Origin of the sequence: Sphingobacterium puteale (assembly GCF_050986225.1) — a bacterium.
In the GTDB taxonomy this organism is placed as follows: Bacteria; Bacteroidota; Bacteroidia; order Sphingobacteriales; family Sphingobacteriaceae; genus Sphingobacterium; species Sphingobacterium puteale.
In genome coordinates this window covers 1723524-1745927 of sequence record NZ_CP158959.1, presented here as the reverse complement: position 1 = coordinate 1745927, position 22404 = coordinate 1723524, and the positions used below count along the sequence as shown (strand labels likewise).

The window sequence follows — 22404 nt, the reverse complement described above, 5'->3', positions numbered from 1 at the left end:
GATAGCCTACCTGCATAAAGGAGTAACGGCTGCTCAGAGGCGGCAGCCGTCTACACTAACTAAACATATGCCAGCGCAGGTACGGGGTTACCAACGCTGGTGAAAGCTATTTGGCAAATATTTCAGCCAATTTTTTGTCTAACTCTTCACCTCTTAAGTATTTAGCAATGATTTTACCATTTGGGTCTACCAAGAAATTCATGGGGATAGCTTTAACATCATACATGACTCCAGCTTCATTTTCCCATCCTTTAAGATCTCCAACCTGCTTCCAGGTCAGTCCATCATCCTGAATTGCTTTTAACCATTTTGCCTTATCGGCGGCTTTGTCCATGGATACGCCTAGAATTTCAAATCCTTGTTTTTGGTATTTAGCATAGGATTTCACCAAATTTGGGTTTTCACGTCGACATGGTGCACACCAGGACGCCCAAAAGTCAATCAGCACGTACTTGCCGCGGTAATCGGTTAATTTTACAGGTTTACCATCAACATCGGGCTGTGTGAATTCTTGGGCTTCTACACCCTCGCTTGTTTTTTTGATTAAGGCTATACGTTTGGCCAAGTCCTTACCAAGGATCGAATTCTGCAGACTAGGGTCTAGCGTAGCAAATATCTTTTCGGCTTTGAGGGCATCAAACTCAGGGGGTAAAGTAGAATTAAAAGCCATTAGGGCCATATAGCTCTTTGGATTTTTGGCCACATAGTCCAATTTCGCATCGATGGTCTGTTGCTGTATGGCATTCGCACGATCCTCCAACGTCTTGATATATTTAGGGTCTTGCTGATCCGCGAGCGACTTGGATTTATACTCGTTATTTAAAACTTCATATTGATCGTATATCGGTTTTAATCGGGCATTTATCTGTTCATTTTCCGCATTTAAAGGGGATCCGGAGATTTTTGCATGTTTGATGGAATCTGCTGCCACAAATTTAATTGTCGCTGATTCAATCAAAAAAGGAAGTATATCTTGTTTCGGTGGTTTAGCGGGATCAAAAGGAGCATTGTCGTGGATGATACGCAAATGCGCTTCCATCGGAGAAGGGATACTTCCTTTAAATTCAAATTTTCCGTTTTTTATGTCAACGGAATCAATACGTTCTTTCCCATCGTAATTAAGACGCAGATATGCTTTCGCAGGTTTATCTAACTTGCCCACTGTTCCTTGAAGTGTATAATTTTGCTGTGCATATCCAAATGTTGGCAATATGCACGCTAAAGCTAGCGCCCATTTCATATTTTTCATATTTATATAATAATTATTGTACTATCTTAAAATCTATTTAGATACTTTCGTCACGCCTTTTTTTACGCTTTGCCCAACGATGTTTGTCTGTAATAGTTGTTTATAAAGCTTATCATCACGAAGGACAAATAAGGCCTCCTTGAAACTCTTGTTCGACTCATTTCTGACACGTGCCATATAATCACCGCCGGTATATAACAATGAACCTACCTGTGCTTTAAATTCAACATCAATAGCAGCATGTGCGCCCTGCTGTTGTTCAGGTGGAATTGCCACAAGAACTTTTTTTGCGGCAGTGATCAGTTGCTGATGCACTTCTTTTGGAACTTTAAACTTTAGGTTGAATGCCTTGAAGTCTGGATAAGCTTTGAGGAGAGCCGCACGATTTTGCTGGACAAACTCAAACCCTCCTTTGGCTACAAGCCCACTGTTCATCAGTTGTGCCATCCACGTACTGTATTCATTGGTATCGATGGGAACAAAACGATCCGGCATAATTCCACCGCCCCCGTAAACAATCCTTTTATTTCCAAGCGTCGTGTATTTTAAAGAGTCCGGAAAGGAAATATGTCCTCCTTCCAATAATTCTTTTGATTCCATTCGTCGGTTAAAATCCTGAAAATAATCATCCTTTCCTTTATTGTAGGGCTTTTGGATCGAACGTCCTGATGGGGTATAGTAACGTGCACCTGTAAGCTGCATTTCTGAGCCATCCGATAGGGGTACAGGTTTTTGCATTAACCCTTTTCCGAAACTGCGGCGGCCGATAATCACAGCACGATCCCAATCTTGAAGCGCTCCAGTGACAATTTCACTGGATGAAGCTGTGGCTTCGTCAATAAGTACTACAAGCTGTCCTTCATAGAACTGACCAAATCCGCCCGTAAAGTAATAGTCTTTTCCCCCTTCATTGGGCACTGAATAAAAGACAATTTTCTCCTTGGGCAAAAACTCATCGGCAACACCAATCGCAGATTCGACATAGCCTCCACCATTGCTCTGCAAATCAAGGATCAGCTTTTTCATTCCTTGTTCTTTCAGACTTTTTAAAGCAGCATCCATCTCCTGACGTGTGGTCCTATTGAAAATTGAAAGCGCAATATAACCGATCTCCTGATCTACCATATAACTTTCCCGAACGGATTTCTCCAATATATTTTCGCGGACAATGTTGATATTCTTGCTGTCCTTACTTCCAGGCGACGCAATGGTAAGGACAACAGGTACGTCTTTTTCACCGCGTAATTTTTCCATAATCTCCCGATTACCCCATTTTCTTCCAAGGATACTATCGCCATCAATCCTAAGGATCTGATCACCGACACGTATTCCCGCACGCATGGCGGGACCATCGGGATTGACCTTGGTGATAAAGGTTTTATCATCGCTTTTTAGAAACTGAATGCCTATCCCTGCAAAACTTCCGCTCATGGCAACACGCATCTGTTCAGCCTCCTCACGACTTGTATAGCGTGAATGGGGATCTAGATCCGATATCATCGCCTTGATCGCAGCATCCACCAAATGTTCTTCGTTTACTTGATCCACATAGTTTTGTTGGATAAGTTTTAGTGCTTCTTCAAATTTATACTTTGGATTCATCTGCGCCTGTAGGGATAGGCTCAGACCAACCATACCCACGAGCAAGCCCGTTGCTTTCCTATTCATATACTGTAAATGGTTTAACTTGTTATTTTTCGTTTTTTAAGATTTCTATAGCAAGGGACAATTCGTCCATCAGTTTACTTGGGCTTCCGGAATAACCTCCTGAACAATAGCGCACACGACCGTTTTTAACGATAATCTTGCGCGGTATAGACGAATCTCCAAACAATGGAACCAATTGTTTGAACACCAAGTCCTGCTCATTGCTCTTTGGATTGACCGAATCATGCAACAAATTGAATCGAAAACCTTCACTACGAACATAGTTCACTGATTTATCTTTATAATTTCCAGTCTGCATGGTACCTAGCATATAAATGGCAACATGTTTATCCTGCGCATATTTATCGACCAAAAGCTGCATGCCTGGAAAGGCCATAATACATGGACGACACCAGGTAGCCCAAAAATCCACGACAACAATTTTATCTTTCCAATCTTCTGGCGTAATAAATAGACCTTCGGCAGTTTCCAATCGAAAATCAGGCATAGGATGATTGACCCAATTGTGATCCACATAGGCCTGCATTGCAGCTTTTTCCTCGTTGGATTTTAATCCCGCCAAGTAAGCCTGATAACCACCCTCATCGCCAGCATGTCCTTTTAAGTAAATTACTTTGAGCTTATCAAACATACGCGGTGTCATTGCGTTGTATCTTGCGCTCATCTCAAGTAAGGGTAAGATTTGTTTGTCATCGCCTAACCCCTCCAGCACCTGAAGATTAATTTCATTGAGTTCGGCATTATTATATTTACCGTCTTCAGATAGCAATAAGAAATATTTTCTGGCTTCCTCATATTTTTTAAGATCATTTAATAAAGAAATGTGGGTGAACAACCGGTCATCCAAATTTTTGACCACATTGGAATCTGCCTGAGCCTGACGGTCAAAATCTTCCTTATAAGAGTTGTCTCCCTTACGCGCGATTAATTTGGGCAGAATTGCTTCTGATACTTGATAAAGGCTATCTTTACCGACCATTTTAAACATATATGCACGCATGATATTCCAGCGCATCAATTCATTTCCCGTACGGAAATCGATTTCATCATACAGTTTCGCAAACTTATCAAGTTGTTTTGACTCGAAATACGCCGACCCGAGGCCTCGGTATACGGCATAGTAGATAAATCCCTGACCGTTGGGATGCTGACGCCATTGCTGAATAGGAAAACGTCGTAAAAAATACTCATACGAAGCGATCACCTCCGCTTTGTCCAAACTGCTTCCCATGGTATTGCTATAGGCAATAAACCGGGCTGTCGCACCACTTGGAAAATCGGCGTTTACACGTTGCTCGATCAATTGCGTCAAGGCTTTGTCCTGTAGGCGAGCACTTGCAAAACTATAAAGTTGGTTAAGGGTTTGATCAGAGATATCCTTCCGTTTAAGTTCATCTGTTAACAGCTTCTTGGCGTATTCGGGAAATGCGTCGCCCAAAGCCAATCTTTGCAAGTTCATATACGACTGAAAATAGCGCAGATACTGTTTACCTGACAAAGCAAATTCTTTTTCAGCCAATCCTTTCAGATAGTCCATTGGCATCGCAGCAGGCTGATTCGTATAATACGAAAAGATGCCACCACCAGCGACTGTCGGTACCTGAAAAGCAGCTTCCCCCAGATACGCACCTGGTACCGGTTTTCCTTTTGCATCGCTCAGCGCAACAGCATACCCCCGGTCCTGATTGTTGTCCATTGCATCCGGATGATCATACTCTCCCTGGAAGAATTCTACAGCTATAAAAGCCGTCGTCGGTTTAACCGGTACCGTTACTGTCCATATTCCTGCCGCATTTTTCTTCATGGCAAGGCTTATCTGCTTCCATTCAAAATCTTCGAATAAAAAGAATGCTGCATGTATGGCATCGCTAAATTCGAGATCCCTGCCTTTGGCATCATACATGACCTGCAACTGGTCTGTTAATTTGGGCTTTAGCGGCTTAAAAATGCTGCTGTCAAATCGAGGCTGTGCATATGACACAGCCTGGAAAAACAACAGAACTAAAAAAATGATCTGTTTCTTCATGCTATATAAATTATCTTGGGTTTTGGCCAATCTCAGGATTAAGTTGTAAGTATTTATTTGCTACAGGATATATATATCGTGGACTATTTACAGGAAGTGTGTAATCTTGGTTTATAAACTGTCTTTCAAATTCTTTTGCCAATTTTGAATCCAGATTAAAGCGGCGCATATCGAGCCATCGGAGTCCTGTGGCAAAAAATTCTCGTCGACGTTCATCGACAATAAGCTGTAGCGCCTGGTCTGCCGTGGTCGCCGATAAGGGTGTAAAATCCTGTGATTTGAATCGCTTTGACCGGAGCCTGTTGACAAATTCCATTGCTGCTGCGGCATTTCCATTACGTGCTTCCACTTCTGCTTTAATGAGCAGCATCTCGGGAACAGAAGGCCCTGCATCGGGTCTAGCCTGCATCACATTTGCTTTTTTTGAACGCAGGGTACCGCTAGGCATCTGACTGGTTCCGCCTTGCATATAAACTGTACGGCGAAGGTCCTTGGTATCAAAAAGTGCAACAAGTTCGGGATTTAATTGTTCGTCAAAAGGCTGGCCCACCTGCTTGGATAGGTATATTTCGGGATGATTGAATGCAAGTGGATATCCCGATGCCGATGTCGAATATTTTTGAAGATCCAGCAGTTCAGCGTTGTCTTTAAGTGCTGCATCGGCATAGTTAGCTGCTAAATCAAAGTTTCGCATATGAAGATGTACAATGGCAAGCAAGGCTTCACCTGCGGCTTTGTTTGGATGTCTCTTATTGGTGACCGTTGTTGGAATATCGACTAGTGCCGTTTCTAAATCCTGAAGAATCTGTGCATAAACTTTAGCGAGCGGAGCGCGTTTCAGTGATGCAAATAAGTCAGGTTGTAAAAGTAGTGGTACACCCATCGCACTTTCGGCGGTCTTGGGGTCATAAATATCACCATAAAGATTGACCAAGACAAAATAAGCATAGGCCCTTTGGATTTTTGCTTCTGCCAGGAGCGCCCGCTTTTGCTGTTCGGAACCATCCTCACTCTGCAAGACGCCTGCAATGACTTCATTGGCGGTATAAATTTGTTTATAAGGTCTAGACCAATTTAGATCCTCTGTATTATCGGGCACCATTTGAGACGCCCAAGTGTATGGCCAGGCCACTGTTTCGGGCTGTTGTTGTTGATAAGCCAGGTTAGCAAAAATGAAATCGTCACCCGATAATACCGGAAGACCAAAAGTGGGTGTAAATACGGTTGAATTGTTTAGGAGGTAAGCGTAGTCGTTGGTGTATTTAAGTTCCCGGCGATCATACTGATCAACCTCCACATATTTTCGGCAGCCCTGCGTGCCGGCTGTTAAAGCAAAAATCGATGCAAAAAAAATGTATTTGGCTTTCATGCTGTTTATTTTTTTAAAAGGTGGCGTCAATGGTTAAGAAGAAATTCTTTGTGGGTGGCAGATTATTATAAGTATTCGTACGCAAATAGAGCGGATCAATACCCAGTTTGTTTGCTTTCCATAGAATACCTAAATTCCGTACCGTAGCATTTACTCCAAGAGTTTTGAATGGTGTCCGTTTGAGATGCGAAGCAGGCACAACATATCCTAAAGAAATCTGCTGCAGGCGTATATGACTAGCATCGATCACCATAGGTTCAGAATCCCTAAACCTGTTAAAGCTATTTGTATTGATATTTTTTAAGCCCGGAACATTGGTATTTACTTCATCACCAGGATTGCGCCAGCGCGCTGCCTGCATCTTGTTTGTATTAAGCACTCCGTAGAATGTGCCTTGGTATTGCGGATAATTCCGAAATGTCTCCAGACGCCTAACATTTCCAAGGTCATACGATATACGAACCCCTAGACTTATCCCTTTGTAGGTTAGCGTATTCATAAAGCCACCAAAGTAAGGTGCTGTGGTACGTCCCATATAGACCAGGTCCTCACGAGCAAATAGGTTACGTCCACTTTGTGAGCTCGTTATAATTTCTCCATTTGCTTTTTTTATTTGGGATTGACCTTTATCGTCAAGCCCCGCCCACTTATACGCGTATAGGTAATCTAGCGGCATTCCTTCCTGTAAGGTACCGTTGATGTAGTTATTTATCTCTGTGTTCACAAATCGCGAATCGGTAACTTTATTGGTGTTGTAAGAAAAATTCAACATCGAGTTCCACGAAAAGCCCTTCTTGCGGATGAGGACACCATTTATACCCAGATCAACGCCGTTGCCCTCCATGGTACCACCATTAAATTGGAGCTCTGTCCATCCATAAGTTGAATTGTAAGGAAAACTATAAAGGATATCACGTGTATGTTTTTTATAGAGATCGAACGCAATATTCAATCTATTATTTAGCAAACTAACATCGAGACCATAATTTTGCGTGTACACTTTTTCCCATCCCACCTCAGGGTTTCTGGGCATAGCTATTGAAGCAGGTATATCGCCGGTTTGATAATCAGGGCCTTCGATGCTAATAATTGTTGCATTGGATCCCCCTTGAGGAACTGTACCACCGACACCATAGGTAATACGAAGATCCAGAGCATTGAGCCATTCAGCCCCTTGCATAAAACTTTCGGACTTCACATTCCATTTAGCACCGGCTGACCAGATCGGTTTGGCACGCTTGGACCTGGAAAAGCCTACGAGGGTAAGGTCATCAAAGCGAGCACTAGCAGAAACGACATATTTACCTCTCAGAAAGGATAGCGCACCATTGGTATAATAAGACATCTTGCGCAGGTTAGGTCTACCGACAGAGCCATCTGCGATAGACAGGGACTGTTCCCAGCCTTCAATCCCCATAAAACTGCCAAGCTGATTATAAGGTGAAGATGAGTATGTATCCTCATTAAAGCCATATCTCGTCTGCGCATAGTTAATACCGGTCTGCGAACTAATTTCCGCCCCAAGCACCATATTCAAATTGACGATATCTTCCCATGATTTGTCAACGTTTCCCTGCAAGCGGACATTGTACTGCGTAGCATTTTGGTTGCGCAAAACCATTTTTCCACCTTGTATAAAATTTCGTGTAAATGTATTATTTTCGAGGTCGGCAGTCGAATAGTAATTCAAAAAGTCACGCATGGTATAGCTTTTTAATTCGTCGAGACTTTTATTGTCCGCAAATGTGCGCTGAAGCATACCTGAAAGGCTGATATTAGCCCAGCTATTTACTTTTGCATCGAGCGCTGCATTTATCCGCACCCTATTGTCGGCCAAGGTATACTTGTTATATTCGAGCTCATCGATCGGATTATAGGTCCAGTCATATAATCCAATATCCTTTAAACTCGAGGCTACGGGTTCTGTAAATCGTAGTGAGCGATGTATTCTATTGCCCTCTGCGTCCACTAAGAGTTCATATGGCCTTAAGCCTTCTGTTGTATTTCCAATTGAATTAGCTGTGACTTGGTTGGACACGCTGTTTGTATAGGTATAATTCAATCCAGTTGTCAGACGCAATTTTTGATTTAAAAAATTTGTCGATAAATTTGTATTTACAAAAAAGGACTGCGCCTGATTGGATCTAAACACAGGAACATCCTTTGAGTAATTGCCCGAAACCGCATAGGTTGTCCTTCCATTGCCCCCTGATAGTGAAAGGTTGTGCTGTTGGGTCACTGCATGCTGTAGAAGGTACTTCCTGATTTGGGCGGTATTGTCAATTTGACCTAAACGATTGAGCTGTCGGGATAATTCGTCATTACTGATCAACCCTTTTTTATTTTTATACAACCACTGTATGGCTTCACTGGTAGGCTTATTGGTATTGAAAGGTTGCCATCCCGAATCCCATACTTCCGGATCCGCGATCCAGCCATAATCAAACATCTCCTTTTCGAAATCAATATACTGTGCAGTTGTCATCCGGTCGAGCTTACCAAGATCAGCAGGTGATGAAATACTAAGACTCGTGTTATAGGAAATGACCGGTTCGCTAATACGGCCTTTTTTGGTCTCTATGACAATGACACCATTTGCAGCCTGTGCTCCCCAAATGGAAGCTGCAGCAGCGTCTTTAAGTACCGTAATACTTTCAATATCTGCGGGATTAAATCGACTTAGTATAGAATTATTAGCAAATTGCGTAGTGTTTTTCACCATATCCTGATCGATTGCGGGAAAGCCATCGATAACAATTAGTGGGCGTTTGGAATCGCCGTCTGTATTGAAGCTGTTGATTCCTCTAACGGTGATCGAATTCTTCACCGGGTCAACCTGCACTCCTGGTATCATTCCTGCGATACGGTCCAAGATATTAATGGAAGGTACTTCCTTTAACTGTTTAGCGGTAATCTGCCCAAATGCCCCTGTCGCTCGCTCTTTAGAGATTTTCTGGTATCCCGTCGATACAACTTCAACTTCTTCCAATTGGTTGTTTACGACGCCCATGGTCACATTGATCTGTAAATCACTACCTATGACTCGTCGGGTGGGTTCCATACCGACATAAGAAAAAATCAGCGCCTCTGCCGGATCCTTCAGACGCAAAATAAAACTGCCGTCACTACTTGTTGTTACGCCAGTACGTACAGCATAGCCATCAGGAATGACGGTAACACCAGCAAGTGCTGCTCCACTATTATCTCTAACTTTGCCGGTGATGACTTTCCAGAATCTGTCATCCCCATCATTATCGAGTTTACCCCGCGTATCTCTTATAATCGTGAAATAATTGTTTTGTACATACAGAAATAAATAATTGTTTGGATAGAGAAGTTCTTTCAATACAGTCTCCACCGGAAGCCTTTTGTTTTTTGGGATAAGGTCACTATTGACGAATGAATCCCGTATTAATCCCTCTTCATAAGAAAATTTGGTTCCATAGATACGAGTTACTTCGCTAAGAGCTTGGCTGAGGCTGGCCCTTTTTTGCGCAAAGCTCCCTGTGGTACTCATCAGGCAGACTATAGGCACAAGTAATTTAGTTTTCATAAATTTCGATTGATTAAATCTGTTTCTAGTTAGGTTTTATTACGATTTGTTTGTTTTTCACTTCGATGTTCACATTCATGGTATGTTTGATCACGAACAGGATATCATCAATTCCTTTTACCGGAATTACCCCTGTAAACCGCTTGTTAAGTAATGCTGGATCTTGAACGACCACTTGGTAGCCATAATTATCTTCCAATACGCTGATAATATTGGCTAAGCTGCTATGTTCAATACTAAGTTCACCGCGGGTCCATGACAGCACTTTATCTGTATCATTTTTAGCAATTTGGTTAGTTTCGGCAGATTCATCATAGATAAACGTTTCGCCGGGCGCAAGTACACGATCTTCTCCCTTCTCGCCCTGCACACGTAAGCTGCCTTCAAGGAGCGCTACTTCAATACGTCCACGGCGATCTTTTATATTAAATTTGGTCCCTAAAACAGTCAATGATAGTTTGCCTACATGCACTACAAAAAAATCGTTCTCGCGCAAACGATTTTTTATTGCGGTGTGTTTTACCTCAAACATGCCTTCCCCTTCAAACCAAACCTCCCGTGGTTTATCCGTCTTCCAGTTGCGCTGGTAGGATAATCTGGAATTGCTATTTAACGTAATGATGGAGGAATCTGGGAGAGTTATCTCGCGTCTCTCTCCAAATGCCGCGTTGGCTGCTTTTGGGCCAAACTGGCTAATCTCATAACTTAGCATCCCGAAAAGTAAAAGCGCCGCCGCAGAAGCTGTCCATCGTAACATTTTCCGAATCAGCAGTCTTTGTTTTTGTTTCTTTTCATAAACTTGAATCTGGGTCTGGATATTTGCCCAACGTTGAGCACTGCTCATGCTGCTTTCAGTAGTAGCCTGCCCCCTGATCAACTGAATCCATATACGGGCAAGTTCCATCTCGGCTACCAAAGAGGGATATTGATTGCCTAATTCAGACCAAAAACTGTCTGCTACTTCATTGTGCTGGAGTGCTGTCCGAATAAAATAATCATCCGCAAAAAAATCTACCGCTTTAAAACCTTTATATTTTGATAACCGAGAATTCATACTGTTTTATATAGATTACACCCTTCAACAAAATTTTACCCCAATAAATTTTATCTTTTTTTTTAAATCTGGAATATCAGTCCAATCATACCGATTACCACAAGTGGCCAAAAGGATGGTATCATCACGAATTATTGTATATGGAGGAAAATCTGCAGTTGGATGCAAGAGCTGATGTTAGCGTAGCTGGTTAAGCAGATAGAACAAGACCAAAAGACCAAATCTACCAAAGTGTTTTTTTAAGCGATCGAGCGCACGGTAATACAGTTTATAGGTATCTTTGGTAGAAAGCCCCATTATCTCGGCTATTTCGGTATAAGGCAATTCTTCAAAAAAACGTAGGTGTATTATTTCTCGTTGACGTGCTGTCATCTGATGCAGTGCCTGCTCGAGTTTATTCGTGATCTCCGTGGCTCTTTCCTGACGGATCATACTAAGATCATGTGGAAGCTCAATTGTAAATGGCAAATAATCTATGGAAGAATTGGTAACATCTGTTCGCCGAACAGACTGTTCGATTTTCTTCACCAAAGTGCGTCGAAAGGCTTTTAACAAATAATTTTTAACAGCAACATGTGCACTTATATTATCCCTATTGCACCATAACTTGACAAATAGCTCCTGAATACTATCCTCAATGATCGCCTCATTCTGTGTAAACTTGAAACCATAATTGAACAATAGTCGATCATATCGTTCAAAAAGTATTTTAAACGACGGTTCATGTCCAACTTGAAACATTTGCCAAATCTGTTGATCGGAGTTCATTTATAAATATGCGACTTTTTGCTTTTCAGTTTAAGTAGATAAAACTCTCTTTCAAATCTACTATTTTTTTGAGCAATTTAATACAGCTGCTCGGTGATAGACAGGTAACAAATGTATAAAATGTTGTAATAAGTTTTGTATATAAAACCTTATATACAAAAAATAGCCTTTAAATGACTGTTCTTTTTGTTTCTATGCTTACTCTTGTCGCAAACCTTTCCAATAAGGATTCAAAAAGAGCAAAAGAAAGAATCACGCATCATATCGCTCATTGTAGATAACACCTTGCCCAATGGAGATGCTAGACACCACAGCGGTATCAACAGCCTTACCCAAAATGGCACATGATTTTCAGAGTAAAGTCGTATATCTCAGTGCTGGGATTACTTCGTACATCTTGAGGGCGACGCTTTTCATCAATCAGCGGTTGGATTGCCGACCGCCACGGGGCAAAAAGTTTTCAATGCAGTATTATAGGATTTTGACTTTATTAAACCGCTTGTGGACTAAATCTAAACGTAACATCCTTCGTCATAGCGCGTATTGCCAAGGGATAGCTTTAGCACTTATGGTGCCGGTAGGCCGTTTCATAGTGCTAAAAGCATAGAGAAAAGAAAGATCTGGTTGATGCGGTTGTTTTTTTCTACCAGCGGTATCGGTCTCGCTGGAATTATGTTGAGAAATGAAATGACCGGCGCAGCTAAAGGAGATTTTTTTAGGCAATTTATGACAAGTTTATCTTGTCATAAAAGTTATCCAAAACTCTGCATGAGCAGAGTTTTGAAGCCGGTAACGAAGTTCAAAAGGCCTTCGTCACCACTAAACAATTAATTAGAAAAATTATTTGATGTTTCCGAATACACGCTCCAGTTCTTTATGAAGATTGTCACCTCGAAGCCCGGATGCTATTATTTTCCCAGAAGGATCGATCAAGAAATTCGCAGGTATTGCCTTGATCAAATACGATCGACTGGCAGAATTCTCCCAGCCTTTTAAATCCGAAACTTGCGTCCAAGGGAGCTGGTCTTGTTCTACCGCTTTTAGCCAGGCTTCTCGCTTATCATCAACAGAGACAGACAACACCTCCAGGCCCTTTTTATGAAAATCATTGTATGCTTTTACGACGTGTGGATTTTCGGCGCGACATGGTACACACCAACTTGCCCAAAAATCAACAAATACGTACTTTCCCCGGTAATCGGAAAGGCGTACTAGTTTTCCATCCTTGTCAGGCTGTACGAAATCAATGGCCATGGTTCCCGGGGCTATTTTCAACCGGCTACGTTGCTCATTAATTTGGTCATAGATGGTCTGTGCAAGGAAAGATGAACGTAGAACAGGATCCATTCGGTCCAGTTCAGCTTCAAACTTATCCAATCCAGCTTCGTCCAGAGGAATAATCATGCTCTTATATCGTAACGTCGCAAAACTATTCGGATTTGCTGCTATCCAATCGTTGATCTCTTTTGTATAAAGTTCCAGCGCACTCCTATTTGCACTTGTTAAAACCCGCATCTGAGCGGTATCACGACGTTTTTCGGCTTCTAAATAGGCTTCTCTAATTTGATCTCTTCCGGATCGCTTCATAGCACCTTCAAACAGATCCTCATTTTCTTCATGTACCTTAGAACCTGTAATTTTTAAATTTTTCACATACTCACGGGCAGACTTGTCCCAAGTTGCACGCAAGTTAATCTTAGCATTCTCTAAAAATAATTTCATGGTAGCTGGATATTTACGTCCTGGTACATTGATAAATATATTTACCATACAAGGCTCGTCTACCCTGCCTCTGAATGTAAACTTCCCGTCATTCATGAGTACTGAATCAGTATGCAATTCCTGATCTCTGACTACAGAAGAAAGATAAACATATTGCTTTCCCTGAGGCATACGATCAATTTGTCCATGAATGACATAACGATCTTTTTTTTCCTTTTGAGCAAAACCCCAAAAGGGTAGCAAAAGTACGATCTGGATTAACATTATTTTTATTTTCATATATGTATTATTACTGATGATATCTATTATTATTTTTACTTCCAATTTTCAGTCGCTGGCTCAATTTTCGAAAAAAATATTGCCAGCCGACAACATACTATATCGAATAGCCAGTGCCTAAAGTAGTCTCTTCTCCTAATCGGAAGGGCAAGAACTGTCAATAGTTAATCCAAAACAGAGTCCCCTAAAGGATTTTTAGGAGACTCTATTTATTTAACTCTTTCGGGCAAACTCAATCATGGCAGAAAGTTCCTTCACAGCGGTCGCCTCATCACCTGAAAAGCCCGAAGTCTCGAACCGGATACGTCCCTGTGGATCGATGATTATTTTTGTTGGAATTCCGTCTACTTTGTAGGCTTGCGCTACCCCACTCTCCTTCGTTGATGGATCACGCAGATCCATCAACACCTCGAAACTGTATTTATTGTCAGTGACATACTTCTTGGCATTTGCAGTAGCATCTCCCCCTCCTCGTTCCCAGGTGTGTAAGAACAAAAAGCGAACACCTTTGTCGTCTTTGTATTGATCTACCGCTTTCTGCATAGCTGGAAAGGACGCCTTGCATGGACCGCACCAAGTAGCCCAAAAATCGAGCACGACGACTTTTCCGCGCAGATCAGCCAGTCGTACAGTATTACCATTCACATCCTTCAACTCAAAGTCCGGTGCATCTTTGGACACCAGCTTCTTTCTCATTTCGGCCTCATCATGCGTTATTTTTGACTGATCAAGTGCCGTTTTATAAGTCTCATACCCATCCAACGATCCTCTGCTCTCGGCGTATCCCTTTTGAAGCAGATCAACAGTTACGACACCCGCAGAACCTTTGACGTAATCCTCTTCGAGATACGGAAGAGCGTCCGCATATTTCTTATTTGCCAGCAGGGCATTTAAATAAGCGCCATCTATAATCTCTTTATTAGCCTGCTCCATAGGCAATTTTTGCATTAACTCCTGTCTAACCGCTGCAACCAGCTGCAAGCTTTCGGGCGCTCTTTCTGCTCTTCCTAAAGCATCGGCATAGCTGCTGAGCAAAATATAATACGCCTGCTCTCCGCGACGACGTCGTTCCTTTCGAACCTGTTCTGTATCTCCTCCCTCCGGTTTGGAAAGATCGGATCTATGGTAGGCAAGTCCCCCCTCCAGGAATGGCAGTGCGGCCTTTGGGTTATTCCTGCTCAAGATTTGGGCACAATTAGATAAAACCCATGCTTTATTCAAATGGTTGCCGTTTCGATCCAAAGCTCTATTCGCATAAGAAGTAGCATACTCGATCATCTTTTCAATATTCCCTTCGGCGGCATATGAATTGGCCATATTGTACATATCAAAACTTACGGGAGCATTGGGATGTTCTTTCAAAAGCGCTTGAAATTGAAAATCGCGTTCGGCGAGCGATTTAATGGTACTGATTTCTTTTAACTTCTCCTGAATGGCCAGTTGACCGTTCGGAAAATCTCGTATAACTGCCCGATGAATCAAGTTTATCTTTTCTTCATTTTTCTGTCCATAGTAATACCAGTACGCCAACATTCTATCGGTTTCTTCTTTACTTCGTTCCAATTTTTTTAAAGCTGATTGCAGTACTTTTGTATCCTTTATCTCCGTTAGAGCGCTCAGGCGCTCTTGTATGGTGGATACTCTTTTATCCTGTGCCTTTGCTGTACATAACAGAGCTACCAAGCCTAATATAACGCTGATTTTTTTCATGGTTTTATTTATAATTTATATGGACAATATGGCCAAGATTGCCAAAAACCTTATTGGGGTTTGCATCAACAAATTGACCTAAATCGTTTATATCAAAAAGGTTAAGGGCACCAGAAGTACCATCCACAGTCGCAACGGCGAGCGTTCTACTCGTTTTTCGGTTTATCTCTAGGTCTGTAATCGTTTGAGTATTCGGAAAACTATGCAATAACTCGGCGGTATTAGCCACGATATTGTATAGATAGATTTTGTTACCTACGGCATAATACATGTGCTGAAATAAGCCTGATGCCGCAAATAATTTTGCTTTGCTGAAATCAGGACACTGACTGTCTATAACCTTTTGGAACAAACTCGGATCTGAATTATCGATACCCGCCACATAACGGCCTTCATGGTCCTCCATTACAAAATAAAACACTCCAGAACTATAACTAGTCCTTCCCTTTTCTGCAGCAATCATCGTCTTTCCCACCCTTGACATATCCAATATGTTCAGTGTGGTATTGGAACCATTGGCAGCAGGAGTTATTTCCCGTCCGAAATACGGAATCTCCATAAATCGCTTATACTTGTTGTCGTAAAAGAAAGTCTTTCGTGAAGCGGAAGAAATAACCACAGGAAACAAGTCATAATCTCCCCCCAGACCAGGTGTATATGGTTTTAATATATCTTCGGGGTAAAAATCGCCCATACCAACATGAACTTCGCCTTTGTTAATGAAATACTGGTCAATACCACTTAATCCACTATCCCAAGCTATCCCATCATAACCGCTTGGAGACGTAAAAACTTCCTGACTCTTGCCCGTCAATTTAAATGTATTGGGGTCAAAACGAAATATTTCTGTTCCGGTAAAGCTGGCTACTGAAGCATATTTGGCCTGATAAGATACTTGGGTGTAAAACGTCGCCTTTAGGTTTTCTGGGAAGGATAGGTTATTTGCCTGTCCCACCGGATCGGGATACACCACATCGTCAGCCCGTATAAAAGTAAGCTTACCTTTGCCTCCTTGATTATGAGAAACCAGCCAACCTTCATAAAAGGCGCCATTTACATTTAAAAATAGCTGCTTGTTAAATTCTAGGCCGTTATCGAGATCGGTTACCGTATATTGAATATTATACTGTTGAGGAGGCAAATTAATGATCGTATCCAAATCCTTTTTATCCGACAATATGTAGACGGCTTCATTTGTCATTGCTTTCCAGCGGTAGGCATATCGCCCGGTTTTCCCCGGCGGCACAGTTAGCGTAACCGGGATATGTATTTTTTCCAGTTGTACGACGTCGTACTCGCTCTTGTCCATCAGAATTTTGACTTCACCAATTGGCGCTATGCTAAAATCCTGTTCAAATGAAGAGCAGCCCTGCATAAGTAAAACTATCAGACCAAGTCGTAAGTAATCTATAGTATATTTTAAAAATCTATTTCTTTTCATTGTGTGCTGAGTTAAAAAGTTACGCGTTGCCCAAACTCATCGATCAAAGGGCCGTTCGTCGTTTCGTATTTTGCTAATGCATTGCGTAGAATAACCGGATAGGTATACGATCCATAAGCACCTATAGCATCATATGAAAAATCAGAGATTCCTAATACGCTAATCATAAAACGTATACGGGTCGCAGAAAAAGAACCAAAGTAGTATTCCGCATCATCCCAGTAAATTGGTCTTTCAGGCTTGTTGGACACCCAGACCTTGTACGAATTAATGGCTTTGCTGCCATCGATAACTTGTCCTGTACCGCCCGGTAAAAAATCGTCTGACGCGACGACTTCGGCCACGATTCGTAAAGCTTGTGTTTCCATTTTGGGTGTATTGATCAATATGACCGGATAGTTAATGGTAATGGAATCCGCTGGAAGTACTACCTCTGGAAAAAGAAAATCTTCGCCCAAAACAGCTGTAGTACCTGCACCCGGTTTAACCTTAATCGTTCTAGCTCGATCGTGCGTTCTACCCTGGATACGCATTTTGAGGTATATGGTATCCCGCTCTTTTTTCACCGGGTCAAAAGCAAAAGTGTAACTGGTCGAATCAACATCATACTCACCGATAAAGAATGAAATACGCTCTTCGCCTTCGAACAAGATTGTATCCTGTCTTTTACAGGCCATCAATGCGAACAGCAGTCCGGCAAAAATAAAATATTGTATTGTTTTCATAGGCTTATTGATAAGTAGGATTATACTCCAATTCCACGTCAGGAACAGGCAATTTATAAATAGATAGCGGAACATCAGAAGACATAAAAGGCATACGAGTGATTGCTTTTCTCTTCAAATAGAAAAAATATTGTCCTTCGGCATAGAACTCTTTATGATATTCTTTTTGAATTTCGTTCTGTAGCTGTGTATCGGTAACCGACCCGTCTTCTGGTAACTTATTTACTGCCCGGGCGGAGCGCACGTTGTTCAATTCAACCGCCCCAGATGCCGGACTAGTCGCAGCTTCTGCCAATATGTAGTACATTTCCGACAGACGTATAAGTGGTATCAGTTGATCGCGTCGCTGAGACGAGGTCAATCCTTCTCCCGTCACTGGTGCGTAGGTCTGCCAAAACTTGGAAGGAAACAATATACTCTGATCTTGTTCGAATAAGTAGAGCCTTCGGACATCGGTGGTCGAATTTTCATACAAGGTGTTTATATTGGCCAAGGTACGGGTCAAACCTCTTCCTGAACTTATGTAGAACCTAAAATATTGTTGTGTCCAATTAAGAATATCCCTTGAGCGTAAGGCGAATACTAGTTCTGACATAAACAACCTGTCTTTCGATCCGGCCGCTGCACTAACTGCCGTATTGGAGACAAATTGAAACTTCGCACCATCGACTACTTCCTGTGCAGCTCTAGCTGCAGCTGGTTTGTCTCCCATATACATGTTTACACGAGCCTCTAATCCTTTGACCCCATAATAATTCATTCGGATACGACGGGTATTCAGGTCGGTATCATCCTCGAAAACCGGGTCGACGGATTTAAGTAGAGTTGCAGCTTCGGCAATATCGTTTAATACCAATTTACACACTTGCTCCGATGTACCCGGTACATTAGCAAAGGCATCCACCATCGTCTCGTAGGGAATGGCCTTTTGTCCTTTTCCAGCTTGATACTCGGGGCCAAACAAACGGAAAAGATCAAAGTGGATATAAGCCCGTAATGCCAACGCTTCCCCACGGATCAAATTATATCCTTTTGAAGAAAGAACCGTTCTGTTTGACGCTGATTTCTCTATAATTTTATTCAGTCCTGCAATAGCATTATACGAGCTGCTCCAAACTGCGCTAAGGATATTTCTAACCTCATCGCTGTTGTAATTATATGAACGTGTCTCGTAATAAGGAGCTGTCGAACTGGATTGGGTATAGTTCTGCGCCAAGGCTGACACAAAACCCAGGGAGAGGCGGTCTCCATACATACTTTGTTTGCTGAGCTGTGAGTATACCCCTACCAAAGCCTGTTCAAACCCTATTTCAGAAGCAAACATCTGTTCCTCAGCCACAGAGGATTTAGGCTCAACATCTAGATACTTGCTGCATCCGGAGAGCAACGAAAGAGTTATTAATGCTAGTAAAAATACGTATATTTTCATAATCTCTTCTATTTAGAAACTCGCGCGAAGCGATAGTGAATAATTGCGGGCGAATGGGTTTTCCGTACCCCGTTCGAGCTGGACAGAACTCCACCATATCGGATCATTTGTCAATGCTGTAATAGACAGGGAATTGAAACCCAATCTTCTTAGAAAGGCCTTGCCATAAAAATTATACCCCAATGATGCGGAGGTCAGTTTCAGGTTATTGTCATCCTGAACGAATCGTGAAGTGGCCCTGGTAGCATTGGGTGTAGCCACGATACGTTTGTAGAGAGACACATCCCCCGGCTTGGACCATCCCAGTTCATAGGCACGGCGGTCTACATTTTGCGAAATATCCACATTCTCGACCCGGTCTACCAAGGTATAGTTATAGAGTTTTCCTCCAAATTGATAGTTAAAGATTAAATTCAGCTCAAATCCTTTATAGATCAGATTAGATCCGAAGTTACCGTTCCATTTCGGCTGCTGTATCCCCACCGGAACCTTGTCTCTAATATCCCAATCGTAAGTAGTCGTCCCATCTTTTTTCAAAAACATTTCAGTACCTGTGGCAGGATCAATACCTAGGGAGCGCACCGCAAATATGGTATTCATAGACTGCCCCTCTTCCAACAGTACATTCGGGTAAATCTGACCTGCATTTGCCGTATTCAGATCTTCGTTAGCCGTCTTCAACTTGTTGGACAATTTCTTGAGTATGTTTTTATTCGTGAATCCATTGACATTGACAGACCACATTACACCCTTCGCCTTTTGATTGATAATGGCATATCGCGCAGAGAATTCCATACCTGTATTCCGTAGCTCACCAAGATTTTCCGAATAACTGCTAAAACCGGTCGAAGGGGCAAGTGTAACTGAAGTCAAAGCGTTCTTGGTATCGTCTCTGTAAACCTCCATTCGAAGGTCTAAACGTTGGTTCAGCAACGATGCGTCCATCCCAATATTTAACTTATAGACGTTTTGCCAACTTAAGTTATAATTTCCTAAATTATTCAAGATAGCTCCCAGCTGGTCATAATACGAAGATCCTACCCCCAAATTGTACCTAAATTGGGCGCCATATGCGGGAATATTCAGCGACCCCGTGCTTCCGTAATTCGCTCTTAGGCGGAGTTTGTTAATAATCGGGCTATCTTTGAAAAAATGCTCATTATGAATATTCCATCCTAAGCCCGCGGACCAGAATGTACCAAAGCGCCTGTCCGTACCAAACTGAGACGAACCATCCCGACGGACTGACAGGTCCATTAGATAACGATTGTCATAGCTATAGTTGCCGGAATATACTAGACCTATATTGCGAGTGGTACTCTCGTCACCCGTAGGTCTGCCATTCGTCTGATATTGATTAGCATACAACAAATTGTCCAGGCGGTCGTACGGAAATCCTTCCGCAACAATCTGGTAAAATTCGTTCGCAGCATTTTTAGCATTAAACCCAAGCATCGAAAAGAGCTGATGTTTCCCGAGTTGCACGTTATAATTAGCCGTGGTCAAACTTTCATAACCAAATGACTTTCCTGTCCGGGCGGTATAGGATCCGCGGCGACTTGGCTCGGCAATAGAAGCAAACCTGGAATCCTGTGCAGAATAAAACTGATCAGCATCATCGTGCTGCTTTGTAATACTGAAATTAGACTCCACAAATAATCCCGGAATAATATTGTATCGTACAGAAAAATTATTGGTAACACCAAAGTATGCTGATTTATTGACCGAATGCAAAGTCGTATTGTATAACGGATTTATCGTCGTATAAGGTGCATACCATTCATGATAATAAACATTTTCCAACAATAATGGAATATTACCTTCAGCATCATACGGTGAAAAATAAGGATTTGCTGTCACATAATCGCTAAAACTTCCGTATGGAGAAACATTGGCTTTATTTTGGAATACACGCAGGGAGTTCATAAAGCGGAACTTATCGACGTTATAACTTAGGTCGACTTGGCCACTGTAATTATCCCTGTCCTGTCCCTTCATTACCCCTTGTTGCCTATCAGCGGTGAACTGCAATCCATAGCGAAAAATCTCATCACCGCCCTGAACACGTAAGGAAGAACGGTTACTATGCCCGATTTGAGTCGGAATTTTCAACCAGTCGGTATCTACACCTTCCAAGATATTTTTGAGGCGTGAATTGTACAATACATCTTTCCCCAATTGACCGATATTGAAGGTGCTGGTGTAAAAGCCTGCACGCTTTTCGAAGTCCAGCTTTTCGCGGGCATTCAACAGATTGTACACTCCTAATTCAGGTGTGGCTATTCTAAAGTCGTTTGTAAAGGTGACCTGTACTTTCCCGGCCGCTGGAGGTATCGTGGTAATGACCATAACGCCGTTTGCTCCCCTAGAACCATAAATCGCGGTAGCTGAAGCATCTTTCAGCAATGTAATGGACTTGATCAAATTCATATCGAGATCGACGACACGCTGTAGGTTGACCTGAAATCCATCCAATATAAAAAGAGGCTCATTGGGATTGTTGGAAAGCTCGCCACTGAGGTTTGGAAACGAGTTTTGCCCTCGCATCTGCACCTCAGGCAGACGATTGATATCTCCTCCAAACTGATTATTAGTTACCAATCTAAAGGCTGGATCTATAGCCGATATGGCGGCTAGTACCGAATTGGTATTAATTTTTTTGATTTCCTCGCCGCTAACGGTCGTTGCGGCTCCGGTAAAACTTTCGGCGGAGCGGTTAAATATACCGGTCACGACGACTTCGTTTAACTCCTCGGACGTGGGTGTTAAATGAATGATGTAATTAGTTGCCGCTGTTAGTGGGACGGTCTTCTTTTTAAATCCTAAATAAGATACCTCCAATGCTTTGGCATATTCGGGTATTTGGATGATAAACTTCCCATTTATATCTGTGTTCGCTTTAATTGCCTTATCGGTAAATGTGACCGAAACACCGGCCATCTCACGATCTGTGTCTTGGTGGTGTACTACTCCGCTTATTCTGCGCATCTTGGCCTTCTGCTCATCCATCAAAATGATACTGTTATTTTTAAATACGTATACTACACCCGATCGAACATTAAAATACTTGTCCAATACCTGATACAGTGGCTCATCTTTAAAGTTTACATCAATTCTTTGGAAATGATCGATTTTGGAAGTTAGCGACACAAAATCAACTCCGCTCTGCTTCCGAAGTTCAGTAAGAAGCTCATCTATAGTAATGCCCTTCTTTTGGATCGTTATCTTTGGTTGCTGTCCAAAGACAGTGGTCACAAAAATAAGGCTGCAAAAAAATAATAGGCAGCATCTAAATCTGTTATTGTTAATAAAAAATTTCTTCATAAATAGTGTAAGTAAAGACTGGTTAGTTCTTTATATTTTAGGGTCAAAAATTATTGGCTTCTAAAACCATAACTTTTTATTTACTTG

Annotated in this window: 13 protein-coding genes; all 13 read right to left on the bottom strand. The window is 42.1% G+C overall.

Translation table 11 applies throughout. The annotated features are described in order from the left end of the window. Positions 1-106: 106 nt before the first annotated feature. Positions 107-1249 carry a redoxin domain-containing protein gene (locus ABTV71_RS07175; protein ID WP_433902682.1) on the bottom strand — a complete coding sequence of 381 codons (1143 nt, stop codon included), beginning with the start codon at positions 1247-1249 and terminating at the stop codon, positions 107-109. Positions 1250-1282: 33 nt separating this feature from the next. Then, a complete protein-coding gene (locus ABTV71_RS07170; RefSeq protein WP_433902681.1) occupies positions 1283-2917 on the bottom strand; it encodes a S41 family peptidase in 1635 nt (544 codons plus the stop codon). Positions 2918-2939: 22 nt separating this feature from the next. Further along, positions 2940-4943 carry a redoxin domain-containing protein gene (locus ABTV71_RS07165; protein WP_433902680.1) on the bottom strand — a complete coding sequence of 668 codons (2004 nt, stop codon included), beginning with the start codon at positions 4941-4943 and terminating at the stop codon, positions 2940-2942. Between the two features lie 10 nt (positions 4944-4953). Next, the gene (locus ABTV71_RS07160) at positions 4954-6312 is read right to left on the bottom strand and encodes a RagB/SusD family nutrient uptake outer membrane protein (RefSeq protein ID WP_433902679.1); all 1359 of its coding nucleotides are present in this window, start codon (positions 6310-6312) and stop codon (positions 4954-4956) included. Positions 6313-6325: 13 nt separating this feature from the next. Next, positions 6326-9865 (bottom strand): SusC/RagA family TonB-linked outer membrane protein, encoded by a 3540-nt coding sequence (locus ABTV71_RS07155; RefSeq protein WP_433902678.1) that lies wholly within the window; start codon positions 9863-9865, stop codon positions 6326-6328. Positions 9866-9890: 25 nt separating this feature from the next. Beyond that, entirely contained in the window at positions 9891-10919 is a 1029-nt protein-coding gene (locus ABTV71_RS07150; RefSeq protein WP_433902677.1) for a FecR family protein, read from the bottom strand. Between the two features lie 177 nt (positions 10920-11096). After that, a complete protein-coding gene (locus ABTV71_RS07145) occupies positions 11097-11687 on the bottom strand; it encodes an RNA polymerase sigma factor (protein WP_433902676.1) in 591 nt (196 codons plus the stop codon). An 840-nt stretch (positions 11688-12527) separates the two neighbouring features. After that, positions 12528-13688: a redoxin domain-containing protein gene (locus ABTV71_RS07140; protein ID WP_433902675.1), complete on the bottom strand. Its 1161-nt coding sequence runs from the start codon at positions 13686-13688 to the stop codon at positions 12528-12530. Positions 13689-13901: 213 nt separating this feature from the next. Next, positions 13902-15398 (bottom strand): redoxin domain-containing protein, encoded by a 1497-nt coding sequence (locus ABTV71_RS07135; RefSeq protein ID WP_433902674.1) that lies wholly within the window; start codon positions 15396-15398, stop codon positions 13902-13904. Between the two features lie 4 nt (positions 15399-15402). Then, positions 15403-16839 (bottom strand): PKD-like family lipoprotein, encoded by a 1437-nt coding sequence (locus tag ABTV71_RS07130; protein ID WP_433902673.1) that lies wholly within the window; start codon positions 16837-16839, stop codon positions 15403-15405. Between the two features lie 11 nt (positions 16840-16850). Beyond that, the gene (locus tag ABTV71_RS07125; RefSeq protein WP_433902672.1) at positions 16851-17564 is read right to left on the bottom strand and encodes a DUF4843 domain-containing protein; all 714 of its coding nucleotides are present in this window, start codon (positions 17562-17564) and stop codon (positions 16851-16853) included. 4 nt (positions 17565-17568) lie between these two features. Then, on the bottom strand, positions 17569-18993 hold the full coding sequence (locus tag ABTV71_RS07120) for a RagB/SusD family nutrient uptake outer membrane protein (protein WP_433902671.1): 1425 nt from the start codon (positions 18991-18993) through the stop codon (positions 17569-17571). A gap of 12 nt (positions 18994-19005) precedes the next feature. Next, on the bottom strand, positions 19006-22317 hold the full coding sequence (locus tag ABTV71_RS07115) for a SusC/RagA family TonB-linked outer membrane protein (protein WP_433902670.1): 3312 nt from the start codon (positions 22315-22317) through the stop codon (positions 19006-19008). Between the last annotated feature and the right edge of the window lie 87 nt (positions 22318-22404).

Bases quoted from the DNA above. Each gene is read 5' to 3' on its own strand.
- ABTV71_RS07175 (WP_433902682.1), bottom strand. From the start codon at position 1,249: ATGAAAAATATGAAATGGGCGCTAGCTTTAGCGTGCATATTGCCAACA.
- ABTV71_RS07170 (WP_433902681.1), bottom strand. From the start codon at position 2,917: ATGAATAGGAAAGCAACGGGCTTGCTCGTGGGTATGGTTGGTCTGAGC.
- ABTV71_RS07165 (WP_433902680.1), bottom strand. From the start codon at position 4,943: ATGAAGAAACAGATCATTTTTTTAGTTCTGTTGTTTTTCCAGGCTGTG.
- ABTV71_RS07160 (WP_433902679.1), bottom strand. From the start codon at position 6,312: ATGAAAGCCAAATACATTTTTTTTGCATCGATTTTTGCTTTAACAGCC.
- ABTV71_RS07155 (WP_433902678.1), bottom strand. From the start codon at position 9,865: ATGAAAACTAAATTACTTGTGCCTATAGTCTGCCTGATGAGTACCACA.
- ABTV71_RS07150 (WP_433902677.1), bottom strand. From the start codon at position 10,919: ATGAATTCTCGGTTATCAAAATATAAAGGTTTTAAAGCGGTAGATTTT.
- ABTV71_RS07145 (WP_433902676.1), bottom strand. From the start codon at position 11,687: ATGAACTCCGATCAACAGATTTGGCAAATGTTTCAAGTTGGACATGAA.
- ABTV71_RS07140 (WP_433902675.1), bottom strand. From the start codon at position 13,688: ATGAAAATAAAAATAATGTTAATCCAGATCGTACTTTTGCTACCCTTT.
- ABTV71_RS07135 (WP_433902674.1), bottom strand. From the start codon at position 15,398: ATGAAAAAAATCAGCGTTATATTAGGCTTGGTAGCTCTGTTATGTACA.
- ABTV71_RS07130 (WP_433902673.1), bottom strand. From the start codon at position 16,839: ATGAAAAGAAATAGATTTTTAAAATATACTATAGATTACTTACGACTT.
- ABTV71_RS07125 (WP_433902672.1), bottom strand. From the start codon at position 17,564: ATGAAAACAATACAATATTTTATTTTTGCCGGACTGCTGTTCGCATTG.
- ABTV71_RS07120 (WP_433902671.1), bottom strand. From the start codon at position 18,993: ATGAAAATATACGTATTTTTACTAGCATTAATAACTCTTTCGTTGCTC.
- ABTV71_RS07115 (WP_433902670.1), bottom strand. From the start codon at position 22,317: ATGAAGAAATTTTTTATTAACAATAACAGATTTAGATGCTGCCTATTA.